The organism is Marinomonas sp. UCMA 3892, assembly GCF_012726345.1.
Classification (GTDB): Bacteria; Pseudomonadota; Gammaproteobacteria; order Pseudomonadales; family Marinomonadaceae; genus Marinomonas.
Genome location: NZ_PTXN01000003.1, coordinates 119,867 through 133,923, shown reverse-complemented (window position 1 = coordinate 133,923; position 14,057 = coordinate 119,867). Strand labels below are relative to the sequence as shown.

Annotated in this window: 14 protein-coding genes; 7 read left to right on the top strand and 7 right to left on the bottom strand. The window is 40.9% G+C overall.

The window, feature by feature from the left end; translation table 11 throughout:
- Window positions 1–39: 39 nt before the first annotated feature.
- The gene (locus tag B6N13_RS05935; protein ID WP_169458816.1) at window positions 40–1,188 is read right to left on the bottom strand and encodes an extracellular solute-binding protein; all 1,149 of its coding nucleotides are present in this window, start codon (window positions 1,186–1,188) and stop codon (window positions 40–42) included.
- Entirely contained in the window at window positions 1,178–2,275 is a 1,098-nt protein-coding gene (locus B6N13_RS05930) for an ABC transporter ATP-binding protein (protein ID WP_169458815.1), read from the bottom strand. Before B6N13_RS05930 ends, B6N13_RS05935 begins: the two co-directional genes overlap by 11 nt.
- Window positions 2,276–2,470: 195 nt before the next feature.
- Between B6N13_RS05930 and B6N13_RS05925 the strand changes: the two genes are divergently transcribed.
- From B6N13_RS05925 to B6N13_RS05900, 6 genes are all read left to right on the top strand, one after another.
- Window positions 2,471–3,268 carry a ribonuclease Z gene (locus B6N13_RS05925; protein WP_169458814.1) on the top strand — a complete coding sequence of 266 codons (798 nt, stop codon included), beginning with the start codon at window positions 2,471–2,473 and terminating at the stop codon, window positions 3,266–3,268.
- Window positions 3,265–4,314, top strand: coding sequence for a LacI family DNA-binding transcriptional regulator (locus tag B6N13_RS05920; RefSeq protein WP_169458813.1), 1,050 nt, complete (start codon window positions 3,265–3,267; stop codon window positions 4,312–4,314). The genes B6N13_RS05925 and B6N13_RS05920 overlap by 4 nt, the downstream gene beginning before the upstream one ends.
- Window position 4,315: 1 nt before the next feature.
- On the top strand, window positions 4,316–5,089 hold the full coding sequence (locus B6N13_RS05915) for an inositol monophosphatase (protein WP_011978023.1): 774 nt from the start codon (window positions 4,316–4,318) through the stop codon (window positions 5,087–5,089).
- 148 nt (window positions 5,090–5,237) lie between these two features.
- On the top strand, window positions 5,238–6,629 hold the full coding sequence (locus tag B6N13_RS05910) for a diguanylate cyclase (RefSeq protein WP_169458812.1): 1,392 nt from the start codon (window positions 5,238–5,240) through the stop codon (window positions 6,627–6,629).
- Between the two features lie 152 nt (window positions 6,630–6,781).
- The gene (locus tag B6N13_RS05905; protein ID WP_011978025.1) at window positions 6,782–7,282 is read left to right on the top strand and encodes a YgjP-like metallopeptidase domain-containing protein; all 501 of its coding nucleotides are present in this window, start codon (window positions 6,782–6,784) and stop codon (window positions 7,280–7,282) included.
- A 271-nt stretch (window positions 7,283–7,553) separates the two neighbouring features.
- Window positions 7,554–8,297 (top strand): oligogalacturonate-specific porin KdgM family protein, encoded by a 744-nt coding sequence (locus B6N13_RS05900; RefSeq protein ID WP_011978026.1) that lies wholly within the window; start codon window positions 7,554–7,556, stop codon window positions 8,295–8,297.
- 159 nt (window positions 8,298–8,456) lie between these two features.
- Here B6N13_RS05900 and B6N13_RS05895 read toward each other — a convergent pair whose 3' ends face one another.
- The 3 genes from B6N13_RS05895 to B6N13_RS05885 all read right to left on the bottom strand — a co-directional run bounded on the left by B6N13_RS05895 (window position 8,457) and on the right by B6N13_RS05885 (window position 11,074).
- Window positions 8,457–9,380: a transporter gene (locus B6N13_RS05895; protein ID WP_169458811.1), complete on the bottom strand. Its 924-nt coding sequence runs from the start codon at window positions 9,378–9,380 to the stop codon at window positions 8,457–8,459.
- A gap of 265 nt (window positions 9,381–9,645) precedes the next feature.
- Entirely contained in the window at window positions 9,646–10,329 is a 684-nt protein-coding gene (locus tag B6N13_RS05890) for a 7-cyano-7-deazaguanine/7-aminomethyl-7-deazaguanine transporter (protein WP_011978028.1), read from the bottom strand.
- 247 nt (window positions 10,330–10,576) lie between these two features.
- A complete protein-coding gene (locus B6N13_RS05885; protein WP_169458810.1) occupies window positions 10,577–11,074 on the bottom strand; it encodes an HPP family protein in 498 nt (165 codons plus the stop codon).
- 122 nt (window positions 11,075–11,196) lie between these two features.
- Between B6N13_RS05885 and B6N13_RS05880 the strand changes: the two genes are divergently transcribed.
- Complete coding sequence (locus B6N13_RS05880; protein ID WP_011978030.1) at window positions 11,197–11,751, top strand: TetR/AcrR family transcriptional regulator; 555 nt, start codon at window positions 11,197–11,199, stop codon at window positions 11,749–11,751.
- Window positions 11,752–11,779: 28 nt separating this feature from the next.
- On the opposite strand, the gene B6N13_RS05875 is transcribed toward B6N13_RS05880, so the two are convergent.
- Window positions 11,780–12,637: a PA4780 family RIO1-like protein kinase gene (locus B6N13_RS05875; RefSeq protein ID WP_011978031.1), complete on the bottom strand. Its 858-nt coding sequence runs from the start codon at window positions 12,635–12,637 to the stop codon at window positions 11,780–11,782.
- A 105-nt stretch (window positions 12,638–12,742) separates the two neighbouring features.
- Window positions 12,743–13,651 carry a hypothetical protein gene (locus tag B6N13_RS05870; RefSeq protein WP_169458809.1) on the bottom strand — a complete coding sequence of 303 codons (909 nt, stop codon included), beginning with the start codon at window positions 13,649–13,651 and terminating at the stop codon, window positions 12,743–12,745.
- Window positions 13,652–14,057: the final 406 nt, after the last annotated feature.

The following is a 14,057-nucleotide window of genomic DNA, read 5'->3' as shown; positions in this document are numbered from 1 at the left end:
TGTTGAGCGGGTTCTTCGCTCATTGATCTAGTTCACTACCTAGTTAGAAACGTTACGCTCGTAACCTTCTTTGATGTCATCAAAGTACGGCCCAATCGGGAAGCTCTTACCATATTTTGATAAATCGCTCGGTGTGATTTCCGCGAACAACTTTTCCCATGTCGCGTTATCAAGCTTGGCTTTTACATAGTTAGCGTCGATTCCTGGATACCAGTTAAATTGTTTCACAATACCGTCGGCTTGAACTTCTGGGCTAGTCGCTAATTCAATGAATTCTCGTGCCAGTTGTGGGTGTTCGGCTTTGGTTGGTGTTACGTAGTACATTGGTTGCCCAGGCATACCCGGAGCTATCAGGGAGAGTTTTAATGATGGTGGAATCTTGCCTTGTTCTTTCCAGCTGTAGAACATGTCTACCCATACAGGTCCCATGAAGATTTCTCCACGGTTTAGCATATCTAATGTGCCAGCGTTGCCAGGTGTGAAGGTGATGTTTTTGTTGAATTCTTTAAGCTCGGCAAATGCTTTGTCCCAAGAAGACTCAATGCTTTTGTCGTATGGCATGGAAGATAATTTATCAGCATCTGTGCCATAAGCGTAAATCCAACCGGTTACAAAGCTCACCCCAGACATGCCGTTTTTTATGCCGTTGTAACCAAAAGATTTAGGGTGTTGCTGTGTCCACTTCACTAATTCATCGTATGACTTAGGTGGTGTTGTAATAAAGTCGCTGTTGTAAGCGATGGCGGTTTGGCTATGGAACATAGGCATAACGTAACCGTCGACATCGATACCTAGAGCGTTTGTCGCGCTATCACGGGAAACCATTTTGCCTGTATTGATATCGCTGCGATATTTTGAAAGCAGGCCATTTTTGACGAGCTCACCGCCAATTTGTTGATGCACTACGGCAACATCAATATCCCATTTATCAAGGCCACTATCATTTTGAGCTGATAGCTTTTCCATGATTTTATGGGAACCTGCATCACCAGGACCTGTACCAACAACGTTTACCTTAACGCCTGGATGAGTGGCCTCAAATTTTGGCGCAAGGTAAGTTTTCACGTAATCCACCATGTTTTGACTACCAGCAGAGGCCACATTGAGCGTGGTTTCTGCATGTGCAAAACTGGAAAATTGAGTGAGGCCGATAGCGGCAAGTACGGCGATGTGAGTTTTAGCAAACATGATTCATCCTCATTGATTTGGCAGAAACGATATTGGTTTTTTGATGGTCAGAATGTTTCTCTTTTTTAGCGAAAACATGCAGAGCATCGATGGGAATACGCAAGGTGGCGGGAGTGTGCTCAGGCAGATTCTGATCGTGATCAACCTGAATGGTGTGCTTCCCGCAGCGCACACTAATTTGGTAGTTATTGCCAAAGAAAACACTTTGTTCGACCTGGCCGCTGATAGTTAAACCTGCATTAAAATCTGCGTTTTCGGAGGTTGGGTGTGCTGATAAAACAGCGCTTTCGCTACGAAAATAAATGTCTAGTTGATCAGCATGGTTACTGAGGTTTAGGCAGAAAGCATCATCATGAGTTGGCCACTCGATATGATTTTCAGCGCCCATAAAGTCAGCAACAAACGGCGTGCTTGGGTGGTGGTAAATTTCTTCTGGGGTACCGATTTGTTCTATTTTGCCTTGGTTTAATACGGCAATTCGATCTGCCATGACCAAGGCTTCTTCTTGATCATGGGTAACAATGAGCGAGGTAAAGCCAAGTTGCTTTTGTAGCGCCTTGATTTCGTGACGGACGCTTAATCGGACCTTTGCATCAAGATTGGATAGAGGTTCATCTAATACCAAGACATCGGGCCGGATCGCTAAAGCGCGAGCCAATGCCACTCGTTGACGCTGTCCTCCTGACAAGGCGGTGACTTTCTCATGGTCTAAGCCATCCAGCTTTACGATGCGTAATAGCTCGGCGACTCGAGCATCGATATCTGCTCGCTTGGCTTTTTGAACTTTTAATCCGTAGCCAATATTTTGCGCGACTGTCATATGAGGCCACAGGGCGTAGCTTTGAAAGACCATAGTGATATTGCGTTTTTCGGCAGGCAACTGAGAAACAGCACGATTACCCGCAAAAATTTCGCCATGGCTAACAGGAACAAAACCGCATAGGGCATTGAGGAGTGTAGTTTTTCCACAACCGGATGGTCCAAGTAATGCAATCATCTCTCCTTGCTCAACGGTTAAATTGATGTTGTCTAATATCAATTTTTTACCGTAGCCTGCCTGTAAGTTTTTTATGTGTAAGTGCGCCATTCCTTCTCTTTACTCCAAACCGATAAAAGGTCGATAAAATGAGCGCCGGTAGGTTTTTTTAAGTTTTTTCAAAAATGAACACGTGTTCAGTGTTTTGTAAAAAAAATGCAATCTCTAACCGACATTATGGTGGCCTACTTTGTCGGATCTTTATGACAATTTAATTAAGCTAAAAAGACATCTTGGTGAGACAGTATGAAAATTGACGTGATTGGCAGTGGCAGTGCGTTTTCAAAACGCAATAATACTTCCTCGATTAGAATTATAGATTGTCAAAAAAACCAATGGCTTATCGATTGTGGGCCGACGGTTCCACGAGCCATTTGGCAACGCAATATCGATGTGAATGATATACAGGTAATTTATTTTACTCACATTCATCCTGACCACAGTTCCGGGCTAGCTGCGTTGATTAATCAATGGAAAAGTTTTAAACGTACTGAACCTTTGACCATTTTTTGCCAAGCGGAACAGCAACAACCGCTGCAGGCGCTGGTGGATTTGGCTGTGTGGCCTGAAACTCATGTGTGTTTCGATATTCATTGGCAGGATATTACTAACGGATTTGAATGGAAGCATTGGCAAATTCGTACCGCGAATACCCAACACGAAATGTCGAACAAAGCGATTCGTATCACTGTTGATGGAAAAACGCTGTTTTACAGTGGTGACGGACGTCCTACTTTAGCTAGCCAAGCGTTGATGCAGGGGGCTGATATTGCTTTTCAGGAATGTGCGTCTTTTAACGCTTTGCCAGATGACTCATCTCATGGGGATTTACCTGATTGCGAGCGATTGCTGGTCGAGACAGAAGTCAAAGCGTTAGGTATTTATCATTGTTTTGATGAAGCGATACCGAGCTTGCTTAATGCGCTGGTTGATATTCCTGATATGTTTTTGAGCCGAGATGGTTTGCAGCTGGATTTAAATGATCTCGATCTTAGCGAGAAGTGCTTCAATTTGCTTTCCATAGGGCAAGGAGACAAGTTGTGACAAATTCTAGACGTGGTCGTTCTGCGTCAGCCGAGGATGTTGCGAAGCTTGCGGGTGTGTCGCGTGCGTCGGTGTCTCGGGTGTTTAGTGATCAAGGCAATGTCGCGCGAGAAACCCGTGAAAAAATATTACAAGCGGCAAATGAGCTTGGTTACCAAGTCAATTTTTTAGCTCAAGGCTTAAATCGCAAACGCAGTCAGTTAATTGGCGTGGTTGTAGCGCGTTTGAGCGATCCTTTTCGTAGCAGTTTGCTAGAAGGGTTGTTGAGTGAAATCCAAAGAAAGGGCTATCAGGCGTTGGTGACGGAAGTTCGTGATGCCAATGAGCTGGAAATGACCATCCGACGCTTTACACAGTTTCGAGTCTCGGGCGTGGTCGTCACGTCCGGCCAGCCTCCTGCTGATTTGGTTAAAGAATGCGTGCAGCACAATATCCCTGTGGTTGGCATTAATCGTCACATGGACATTCCTGATGTGGACTTCGTTTGTTCCGACAATAAAATGGCGGCTTCGCTTGTTGCCGAGCAGTTCACTCGTTGCGGCTGTAAGTCTATTGGTTGGTTGAATTATAAGGAATCTACTTGGTCTGGTATCAATCGTGGTGAGATGTTTTACCAGGTAATGACTGAAAAAGGCGTTTGCGATGAGAGTGATTTACTTCAGATTACAGCCGAGATGGATGGTTACGAAGGTGGAAGGCAAGCGGCTCATCGGTTTTGTGAGCAAGGCAAAAGAGTCGATGGTATTTTTTGTGCTAATGCTCAACTGGCCTGCGGTTTTTTAGATGGTATGCGCGAAAATGGCTTTGATGCACCGGCTGATTTTCACATTATTGGCTTTGATAATACGCCGCAAACCGCGCAATACAGTTACCGTCTTACGACGATTCATCAAGATGTCACAGAAACCGCGAAGCGTGTTTTATCTTGCTTAGAAGCCAGAGGACAAGATTCGCATATAGATCAGTGTATCGAAGAAATTCCGGTCAAGTTGGTGATTAGAAATACGTCGCCAAACTTTGAGTCGACCATGATAAGGGCAAAATAACATGCAAGATGAATATCAGGTTTTAGAATCCGCGATCAAACAAGCCGGACAACGTGCTCAAACCATTCGTCAGTCGGGGCTGTCAGTAACTACGAAAGGTCGGCAAGATTTTGTTTCACAAGCAGATATAGCCGTTGAAGACGAGTTAAAACAAGTGATTCGCTCCTTGTTTCCGGAAGATGGTTTTTTAGGCGAAGAGAGTGGCTTGATTCAAGGTGTAGATACAAACACCAGCGGTGTATGGGTAATCGACCCGATTGATGGCACCACAAATTATGTTCAAGGTATGGATTATTGGTGTGTTTCGGTCGCTTATGTAAAAAATAACGAGATCCAGGTGGGCTTTGTTTATGCGCCTGATCGTGATGAATTTTTCATGGCAAAAAAAGGCCAAGGGGCGTATTTAAATGGTGCTCGGTTAGCTATTGATGATCCTGAAAAAGGTCAGGCTATTATTGGTTTGGGTCGTTCTAATCGTCGACCCGTACAAGAATATTGCGATCTTATCTTGATGTTAGATACACAGAATGTTGAATATCGACGTTTTGGCGCTGGTGCTCTTATGCTGGCGCATGTGTCATCTGGGCTTGTTCATGGCTATTTCGAATCTCATCTTAATAGTTGGGATGCTTTGGCGGGACTGTTGTTAATCAAAGAATCAGGCGGGCAGGTAACAGATTTTCTTAATAATGATGGGCTGCTAAGTGGTAATCCTGTTTGGGCTGCGAGTCCGCAGTTATGGGAGAATTTGAACAAGCTTCTATTTTTGGTATAAAAATCTAGAGCAGGCAAGGGCTGGTTCTTTTCGTACAAAAAGCACACAAAAAAGCTTTTTTACAAGCTTGTTATTCGTTAAGTTGTTCCGTATTACTATGTGGTAGGCAGTAACTTCTGCATTAAGCACGCTATTCCACGGATATTGTATGAAAGACAGCCAGAACAATGAGGTTCGGTTAGAGGATATTCTAAATACCACGCCAATTGCTGTTAGTTGGTCAAGTTTGTCTTCTGGTCATATTGAATATATCAATAAAGCATTTAGTGAGCTTTTTGGTTTTGTTTTGGGTGATATTCTAGATACCGAAAGCTGGTTCTTACGTGTTTCTCCTCAACCTGAATATTACCAAAACGTCATTGCACCTTGGATTCATGAATACCGTGATAATGCATCTGCGCATGACTTAAGCGCTACACTGTTTTGCAAAGATAACTCTGTTAGGCATATCAGTATGTGTTTTTCCACGATTGGGGATAAACAACTTTGGTATTTTAATGACATCACAGATCATTGGGTGGCTGAAGAGCGATTACGTGCCCGCAGTGACATGTTGGAAATGGTGGCTAAAAGTTCTGCACTAAAAGACATTCTTAATGTGATTGTTAAGCAGATTCAACAAGAAAGCCCGCTTTCGTTATGCAGTGTGTTGTTGTTTGATAAAGACGAGCAATGTTTAAGGTTGGGTGCAGCTCCTAGTTTTCCTGATTTTTATAATCAAGCTATCGATGGTGTGAAAATAGGCTTAAATGTTGGATCTTGTGGTACCGCCGCGTATTTAGGGCAACGCGTCATTGTCGAGGATATTTATGATCATCCCTATTGGGCGGATTATGTTCAGCTCGCCCGTCAAGCCGAAGTCGCAGCTTGCTGGTCTGATCCTATCATGTCGTCAAAAGGGGAGTTATTAGGTACTTTTGCTATCTATAAACGTTTTCCTTCAACACCTTCTGAAAAAGATTTTGAATTGATTAATTTTGCCAGTAATTTGGCGAGTATTGCGATCGAAAGTTTTCGGGCACAAGAGGCACTTCAAAAAAGAGCGTATTTTGACCATTTAACTGAATTGGCAAATAGGGGCTACTTTTTTCAGCAATGTGAAACGCTTCTTAATCAGTCGAGAGAGAAGAATTTTCCGCTCGCTATTTTAATGATGGATGTGGATCATTTTAAAAAAGTAAATGATGAGTTCGGCCATAAGACAGGGGATTTAGTGCTACAAATGCTTGCACAAATGAGTTTGTCTATTCTCAGGCGAGACGATCTTATTGCTCGAATCGGTGGTGAAGAGTTTGCTATTTTACTGCCGTTCACTGAAAAGGACGAGGCTTTACGAATCGCTGAGCAGTTAAGAGAGTCAATAGAATCAAGTATGGTATTGAGCCTTGATCATCAGGAAGTAGTCTTTACGGTATCATTAGGTGTAGCTTGTCGACAGGATGGCGACTGTACGGTAGATGATATATTGAATAAAGCAGATAAGGCCTTGTATCAAGCCAAAGCGGCTGGAAGAAATTGTGTGTTCTTGGCGGTGCCTTAAAGTAATACTTTGTTTTAACTGGTTTTTCTCTTTCCTATAGCGTTATCGATGCTCTTCATTAATGGTTTTTTAGCTCTAACTCTGCCAAAATCTCCGTCCTTTTGAACCGTTTAGCGACAGAATATATGAGTCAAAATAGTCAGGTTAATGACATGAAAAACTACCTTGGAGCCTATAGCCCTCAAGTTCAACAGCAGGCGCAAAGTTTGTTGGAGGCGGAAAAATCAGGTGAATGGTTGCTAAAAAAATACCCTGACGTTCATGGACTTAATGGAACTCGTGCTCTGTATGAATACGCAATGGATCTCAAGAATGAGTTTATGCGCAGCTCCCCGCCAATCAGTAAAGTCATTTATGACGATAAGATACACATCATCAATAATGCCCTTGGGTTGCATACTTTTGTGTCTAGAATGCAGGGCAACAAGTTAAAGGCGAAAAATGAAATTCGTATATCGTCTTTGTTTCGACGTATTCCTGAACCTTTATTAAAGATGATTTTGGTGCATGAACTCGCTCATCTCAAAGAAAAGGATCACAACAAAGCCTTTTATAAGCTTTGTTGTTATATGGAGCCAGATTATCACCAATTAGAGTTTGATTTACGTCTATATCTCAGTCATAGAGACCGCTTCGGTGATCTTTGGTCTTGATGGCCTTGCTGTAACTATATCTTCAATTTCGAATAGATCCTTCCCTGAAGAAGCGTTCTCATAAGAGAGAATAGTTCTCGATTGTTTGATTTTCTTATTTTTTGCACTTTCTTTGTAAACCTCTACATATCTAGCTTCTAGATTGAAACTCCTTTATTTTTAAAACGATGTTTTATTATTTTAAAATTTTCATAGCAAAAATACTTTCAAAAAATTAAAGAAGGGTTTAAATTAAAACTCCAACCCTATAAAAATAAAACGGTGTTTTGATATGAAAATTAAAATTGTATCTGCAGCAGTCCTGATTGGGCTAACTAGCGTTGCAGCTCATGCAACAACGATTAATATTCGTCATGAGTACGTTCCTGAATACGATGGACAGGATCAAGAAAATAAAGATCGTATTGAAGTCAGTCATCGATTTGCCAATGGCATCGGTTTTGGCGTAGAAGCAAAGTGGGGCAGCGCTAAAGGAGCAGGTCCTTTTGATGAACTAAGCGGCAATGGTCAGCAAACGAATATCAGCTATCGCTATAAAATCTCTGACACGCTTACTTTAACTCCGCAGTACAAGTGGGAATCAGGCTCTGACAAAGTAGGTCATCAGTTTAATTTAAGCCTTGGTTATAAAGTAAATGATGATTGGTCTGTTGGTTTCCGACATCGCTATCATTACGATAAGTTAGCTGATAAGGCGAAACAAAACTCTCATTATAACCGCTGGACTTTCTCTACTGGTTACAAAGGTATTGAAGATTGGGGATTTGGAGCATCAGTTGATTACACTTTCAACCAAGAAAGCTCAGGCCCAAGATGGAAAGGTGACAAGTCAGGCTTTTCTGAAGTTAACTTCACCGGCGAATACAAAGGCTTTAAAAGTGGTTGGAGCCCATTTGCAGAAGTTGGTATGAAACCCTATAAATCTGGTGATACCTACAGTTATAAAGGCGCGCAGGTTAAATCTAATGATAGCTGGCGCCCTGTGTATAAAATTGGCGCTAAATACAGTTACTAAGCGAACTAGCCTTTAATTCAAGCACTGTAAAGGCCTATTTTTCTTCCCTTTTAGATAGGCCTTTATTTGCTAGTATCATTGTATGTATTGAACGCATAACGACGGAAACAGAAAGGGGATAACTGCCACCGTGTTATGGTTCAATATTTAGCGAGAGTATTAAAAGCTTTGGGAAACTAATAATGCTGCTGTATAGCCTTGTGTACGGTTTTTTGCTTTGAACTCTTTGTAAGCATGGAACGAGACAAAAGGCAGGCCTGGTCGGAAGAAACTAAGCTCTGGTCCTATTGCTACCACTTCCCCTTTGTTGCCATTCACAATATTGCTGCTTGCTGGTGCTTTGTCATCGGTTAGTTGTTTGTAGTAAAAACCACCTAGCCCAACTGTCCAATCAGTTAAATGCTGACCAATAGCAAACTCATGCCGGTATTCAATCCCGCTTGTGTAGTTGGTATCTTTGTTTTCAGTATTGATGTCTAACTGGAAGCTAGAGGAAATTTCAATTTCACTGTCTGTCATGTAAGTGAAGTTAAATGCAGGAGAAAAGGTCCAGTGATTTAGGCCTGTTGTGATGGTATCGTCTTTGCTGTAATGACCCGTTGGAATTTGTATTTGCAATTGTGTATTGGTTGCTAAATTTTCTGATGGATGCCACTGCAAAATGTAAGGCACAATTTGAATATCAGCGATACTAGAATCTGATCCGACTACCGAAATATTTGAATTAGGCACTTTGCCGTCAATATCTAAATCCAGAAACGGGATAACGATACCGTATCCATAATTGGCACCTTGAAACTGGGTATCTGTCATCTTTATGTAAGTGAGAGATAGCGCCTTCACTGTTTGTGAAAAGTCACTTAGATTTTCGTCGCCCTTACCATTTAAATTTTTATTTGCTTTGTAAATCGATCCTCTTATAGAGAAAGCACCGATATCTGTTACTGGAGGCATATGACCAGCGCTAAAACCATAAATGCCTGGAGCTGTACTTGGTGCGCCATTTTCAGTGGCGAGTACTGAACCAGATATGATAAGGCCTGCACTGATACCGACGATTGAGTTTAATTTAAATCTATTCATACATTCCTCTTTTATTTTTATTAGTTGTAGTGGAGAAGCATGCCTAGAGTTGAGTATTAATTCATATCCCATATAGGATAGTTGATGAATTTAATTGTTTATCTTTGTAACTAATTAGAATGGTTTGTTTATATGAAATGTTTATTTCTGTCTTATAAGGAGCGATGAAAACTAGGAAGAGTAAGGAAAGTCTTGATGCATGCAAAACGATGGGGCTTCCGATTAGATCAGAGGCTCCATCGCTCATCATAAAAATATCGAGTTTTTATTGGGCACCATGTTCTTGCGCATTTGGCATTCTAAAGTCGGGTTTTACCTCTGTTATTTTCTTGGTTAGATAGTTTAATAGCACGCCATATAGGGGAATAAACAACCCAAGACTGATGATGAGTTTAAAGCCAAAATCCGCTAGTGCAATTGCTTGCCAATGTTGCGCCATAAATGGATCTGGGCTTTGGTAAAAGGCGATACCGAAGAACGCCAATGTGTCCAAGCCATTACCAAATAAAGTCGATGCCGCAGGTGCAATCCACCACTGCTTAAGTTGGCGTAAGCGATTAAATACTTGAATATCAAGTACTTGACCAAGTAGATAAGCCATTAAGCTAGCAATCGCGATGCGCCCAACAAATGTATTTAGTGATGACAATGCCCCGAAGCCTTGAAATTCGCCTTGAGCAAATATAACAGACAATACGTAAGAAACGATTAGCGATGGAATCATGACTAAGAAGATGATTTTTCGAGCTAAAGTCGCGCCGAAGATTCTTACTGTGAGGTCTGTTGCTAAAAAGATAAAAGGGAAAGTGAACGCACCCCAAGTGGTGTGAAACCCTAATACAGTGAAGGGAATCTGTACTAGATAATTGCTTGAAGCAATGATTAGTAGGTGGAATATCGCAAGGTAACACAGTGCCTTGCCTTTTTGCTCAGATGTAAATGTACTCATATTGTGACCTTTTTCGTTTGATTGGGGTGAGGGAACCCAAATTTTTAAGTCCGTTTTAAAGAAACGAACTACCAGTTGTTTTCATTAGGTTTTGCTTACGCATTTGACCATAAGGTCAAATGCGGAGCGGAATTATACATGAATCATCTGGTTAAAAAAGCGCCAGACAAAAAATATTGAATAAGAGAGGTATAAAACGTGTTTAAAAAGAAATAAGGCACTTTTTATGCTGTTCTTTCTTGGTGCTTTAATCCTTTCGAGTTAGTGGATAGCCAATACGAGATATCCAGTTGTGATAGCACCAGCCGAATAGAATAATAAGTAAGCATCCAGATAGAACCGGTGAAAGTAAAAATCCCCATGAGACTTTCAGTGATAGAACTAAAAGAGGATTCGCTCCTGCAGGAGGATGAAGCGTATTGGTTAACATCATTAAGGAAACGCCAAGCCCAACACTTATTGCCATGGCTAATGGGGTTACATCCCAGAAATGTAATGTAATTAATCCTATTGCTGTTGTTAATAAATGCCCGCCTAGGATGTTTTTTGGCTGGGCTAAAGGACTTTTAGGTAGGGCGAACAGAATAACCATAGTAGCGCCAAAAGGCGCCATAATGCCAAGATACTCTGGTGCAAATTTAGCACCTTGGGCAATCATAAATATACAAAGTGTTGCTCCAATTCCTGCTAAGCAAATAGTAGACAATTTTGATTGATAAATTGAAGTGAAAAAGTTTGATAGCATGAATGGATTCCTCTTGAGTGCTGATTATTGTCGGTAAACAAAGGTAGACCGATCTGTCTCTTTGATGGTAGACAAATCTGTTCACTCGTGTCAATATTCTTTTTCGATGAGGGAGAAGATAAGTGACTAAACCTGATTTATTAATTCATACGGCGTTTAAACTTTTTTACCAACATGGCATTCATGCCGTGGGAATTAATCTGATTTTGTCTGAAACCGGTGTGGCAAAAAAAACGCTTTATCATCATTTTAGTAGTAAAGATGCTTTGGTTGAGGCTGTGCTGATTTACCGAGATCAGATCTTTATGGATTGGCTAACATCAAAAATGATGGCTGCAGGGAAAGGTAAAGCCGCTGTTTTAGCTCTGTTTGATGCACTTGATGATTGGTTTCATGACAGGGTTGAGGTGTTATCGCCATTTAAAGGCTGTTTTTTTGTGAAAGCCAATGGAGAGTTTTCGGATCATGTTGTAAATGATTTATGCCAACGCCATAAACAAAATATCACGACTTTCATTCAAGCGAATCTTGTTGGTAGTTCGTCTGAATTGGTAGCTGCAGATTTAGCACAAAGTATTAGTGTGTTGAAAGAAGGGGCGATTGCCCAAGCATATTTAGTGGGTGACCTAGATGCGGCTAAGAGAGCAAAAGCAATGGCTGTTACTCTCTTAGGTTAATCTGTTATATCTGTACCTATATTGCTAATTAATCGTTGTCGTCTGAACTGTTAATACGAGCTAAACGGTCTTGTTCTTCTTCGTAGGCTTCTTTGATTTCTTGTAATACGGAATCGACATCAGCTTCTTCTGTTGGTTCTTCGAATAGACCCGTCAATTCGGTATGTGGTGTTAATTTACCTGCCTCAAATAGTGCCCAGATTTCTTTGGCGTATTTGGTCTCAAGAAGTTCTGGTGCGAACATGCCGTAATAGTTGCGCATATTATTTACATCACGCTCTAGCATCCATTCGGCATTATTGTTTGCAGCGGCATCAACAGCCTGAGGCAAATCTATAATCACAGGGCCGTGAGAATCAACCAATACGTTAAATTCTGATAAATCACCGTGAATCAAACCTGCACACAACATGCGGACAATATCTTTGATGATGGTATCGTGATCGCGTTTGGCTTGTTCTTCTGTCAGTACTACATCATTGAGGCGTGGTGCGACCTCACCGCTATCATCGGTAACGAGCTCCATTAACAAAACGCCATCAAAGCAGCCGTAAGGAGTTGGAGCGCGAACCCCAGCAGCTGCTAATCGATATAAGGCATCGACTTCAGCGTTTTGCCAAAGATTCTCTTGCTCATCTCGGCCAAATTTAGAGCCTTTTTCCATAGCTCTAGAACGACGGCTATTGCGAACTTTTCTTCCTTCGCGATATTGCACAGCCTGTTTGAAGCTGCGTTTACCGGCTTCTTTATATACTTTTGCGCAACGGATCTCTGATCCACAGCGCACTACGTAGACAGTCGCTTCTTTTCCGCTCATTAATTGTCGAAGTACTTCGTCTACTAAGCCATCTTCGATGAGTGGTTGTATTCTTTTAGGGATTTTCATGCGGCTCGTTATACAGTGATTAGGTGACAAATGAAACTACCAGAAATATAAAATAGACTTTATCGCCGGTATAGCGGAATCATTTCTACCTTGCAATTAACAAGGCTACTCGTTGGAATCTCGCTTTTTATATTCATTCCTGACTAAATACTCAACCATCTCGTTGATTTTCATGTTTTTTTCTTCAGCCAACGCATTTAGTTTTTGCTTGGTGTTGAGCGTCATGCTGATGCTGTAGGGCTTTTTACCACTTGATTTCTCACGAAATTTTTTCTGACTCCAAGCCTTTTTCATTTTATCAATGATTAATGCTTTGCGGTCTACGTTATCAGATAAATCGATAGTAGCAATAACCGCAGCTTTTTTTTCTGCTTCTGTTGTGGGTATCCAAGCCTGTTTTAGAGGTCTTTGAGTAATATTTTGCAAATATGACCAAGCCCAAGCCCATTGTGAGGGATTATTTACTTCAAGCCAATTGACGATAATTTCGTTTAAACGTATTTCCTGCCATTTCGCTTTCAGTTTTTCGAGTAGGTCTTGCTGTTGTTGCGTATCTGCTTCGCCATTATAAAAAGCATCTAAAATATCTATATGCCTATCAGCAGCATTGCTCCTTTCGGTATTGAATGCTTTTCCTGAAAGCAATAGGAATGGGTTTTCTTTTATTGGGTTTTGCTCTGGTTCTATTCCTGAGTTTTTGGTGATGCTTTTTAAGTAACACCATGCCCAATTGCATAATCTTTCATTTTTTTTATCTATCCAGCGAAAATAATTAGAAGAGAGTTGGTTTGCTTTAAACGCCATGCGCATTTGAGTTGCAAAGTTTTGCGGCGCTCTTTTCTTGTTGATTAGATTTTCTAATTCTTCATTCAGTTTTTTTATACGCTCAGCTAGGGAATCACCGCGTAAATTTCTCAGAGATGCGCTTCGAATATTTTTGAGTAAATAATCATTATAAAACGTGCACTCTCTTTCAGATGACGCATCAAGAAAATCAATATTATCTCTAATCATAGCTTTTTATTATCCTTTGATTTTTTCTTATTCTAAAAATGCTATTTATTACTGTGTAGATGTTTCGTAAATCTTACGTGTATTTGTGTGACCTTACAATAAATCTACAGTGTATTTATTGATATTATGATGGTCTCTTGACGTTTTTTTGATGTTTAAATTCAGTAGTTTTTCCCAAAATAAGAGCTGTTCTCCATAGGAAGTATGTTTGAGTAAATGGATAGGAGACTTGAGGTTTTAACTGTGTTTTTGATGACTAATATTGAATGGATATCTTTTAGTTGGCTGAATAGCGTTATTAGGAAAGGAGGGCAAAATTAAAAGTGAGCTGAATTGAAAATGGAATAATAGTTTTATATATCAATATCTTTTTGAGCGTAGAGAGATTTCTAAGCTTGTTAGAAAG

Excerpts from the sequence above, each read along its gene's own strand:
- B6N13_RS05935 (WP_169458816.1), bottom strand. The coding sequence starts at position 1,188 with ATGTTTGCTAAAACTCACATCGCCGTACTTGCCGCTATCGGCCTCACT.
- B6N13_RS05930 (WP_169458815.1), bottom strand. The coding sequence starts at position 2,275 with ATGGCGCACTTACACATAAAAAACTTACAGGCAGGCTACGGTAAAAAA.
- B6N13_RS05925 (WP_169458814.1), top strand. The coding sequence starts at position 2,471 with ATGAAAATTGACGTGATTGGCAGTGGCAGTGCGTTTTCAAAACGCAAT.
- B6N13_RS05915 (WP_011978023.1), top strand. The coding sequence starts at position 4,316 with ATGCAAGATGAATATCAGGTTTTAGAATCCGCGATCAAACAAGCCGGA.
- B6N13_RS05910 (WP_169458812.1), top strand. The coding sequence starts at position 5,238 with ATGAAAGACAGCCAGAACAATGAGGTTCGGTTAGAGGATATTCTAAAT.
- B6N13_RS05905 (WP_011978025.1), top strand. The coding sequence starts at position 6,782 with ATGAAAAACTACCTTGGAGCCTATAGCCCTCAAGTTCAACAGCAGGCG.
- B6N13_RS05900 (WP_011978026.1), top strand. The coding sequence starts at position 7,554 with ATGAAAATTAAAATTGTATCTGCAGCAGTCCTGATTGGGCTAACTAGC.
- B6N13_RS05895 (WP_169458811.1), bottom strand. The coding sequence starts at position 9,380 with ATGAATAGATTTAAATTAAACTCAATCGTCGGTATCAGTGCAGGCCTT.
- B6N13_RS05890 (WP_011978028.1), bottom strand. The coding sequence starts at position 10,329 with ATGAGTACATTTACATCTGAGCAAAAAGGCAAGGCACTGTGTTACCTT.
- B6N13_RS05885 (WP_169458810.1), bottom strand. The coding sequence starts at position 11,074 with ATGCTATCAAACTTTTTCACTTCAATTTATCAATCAAAATTGTCTACT.
- B6N13_RS05875 (WP_011978031.1), bottom strand. The coding sequence starts at position 12,637 with ATGAAAATCCCTAAAAGAATACAACCACTCATCGAAGATGGCTTAGTA.
- B6N13_RS05870 (WP_169458809.1), bottom strand. The coding sequence starts at position 13,651 with ATGATTAGAGATAATATTGATTTTCTTGATGCGTCATCTGAAAGAGAG.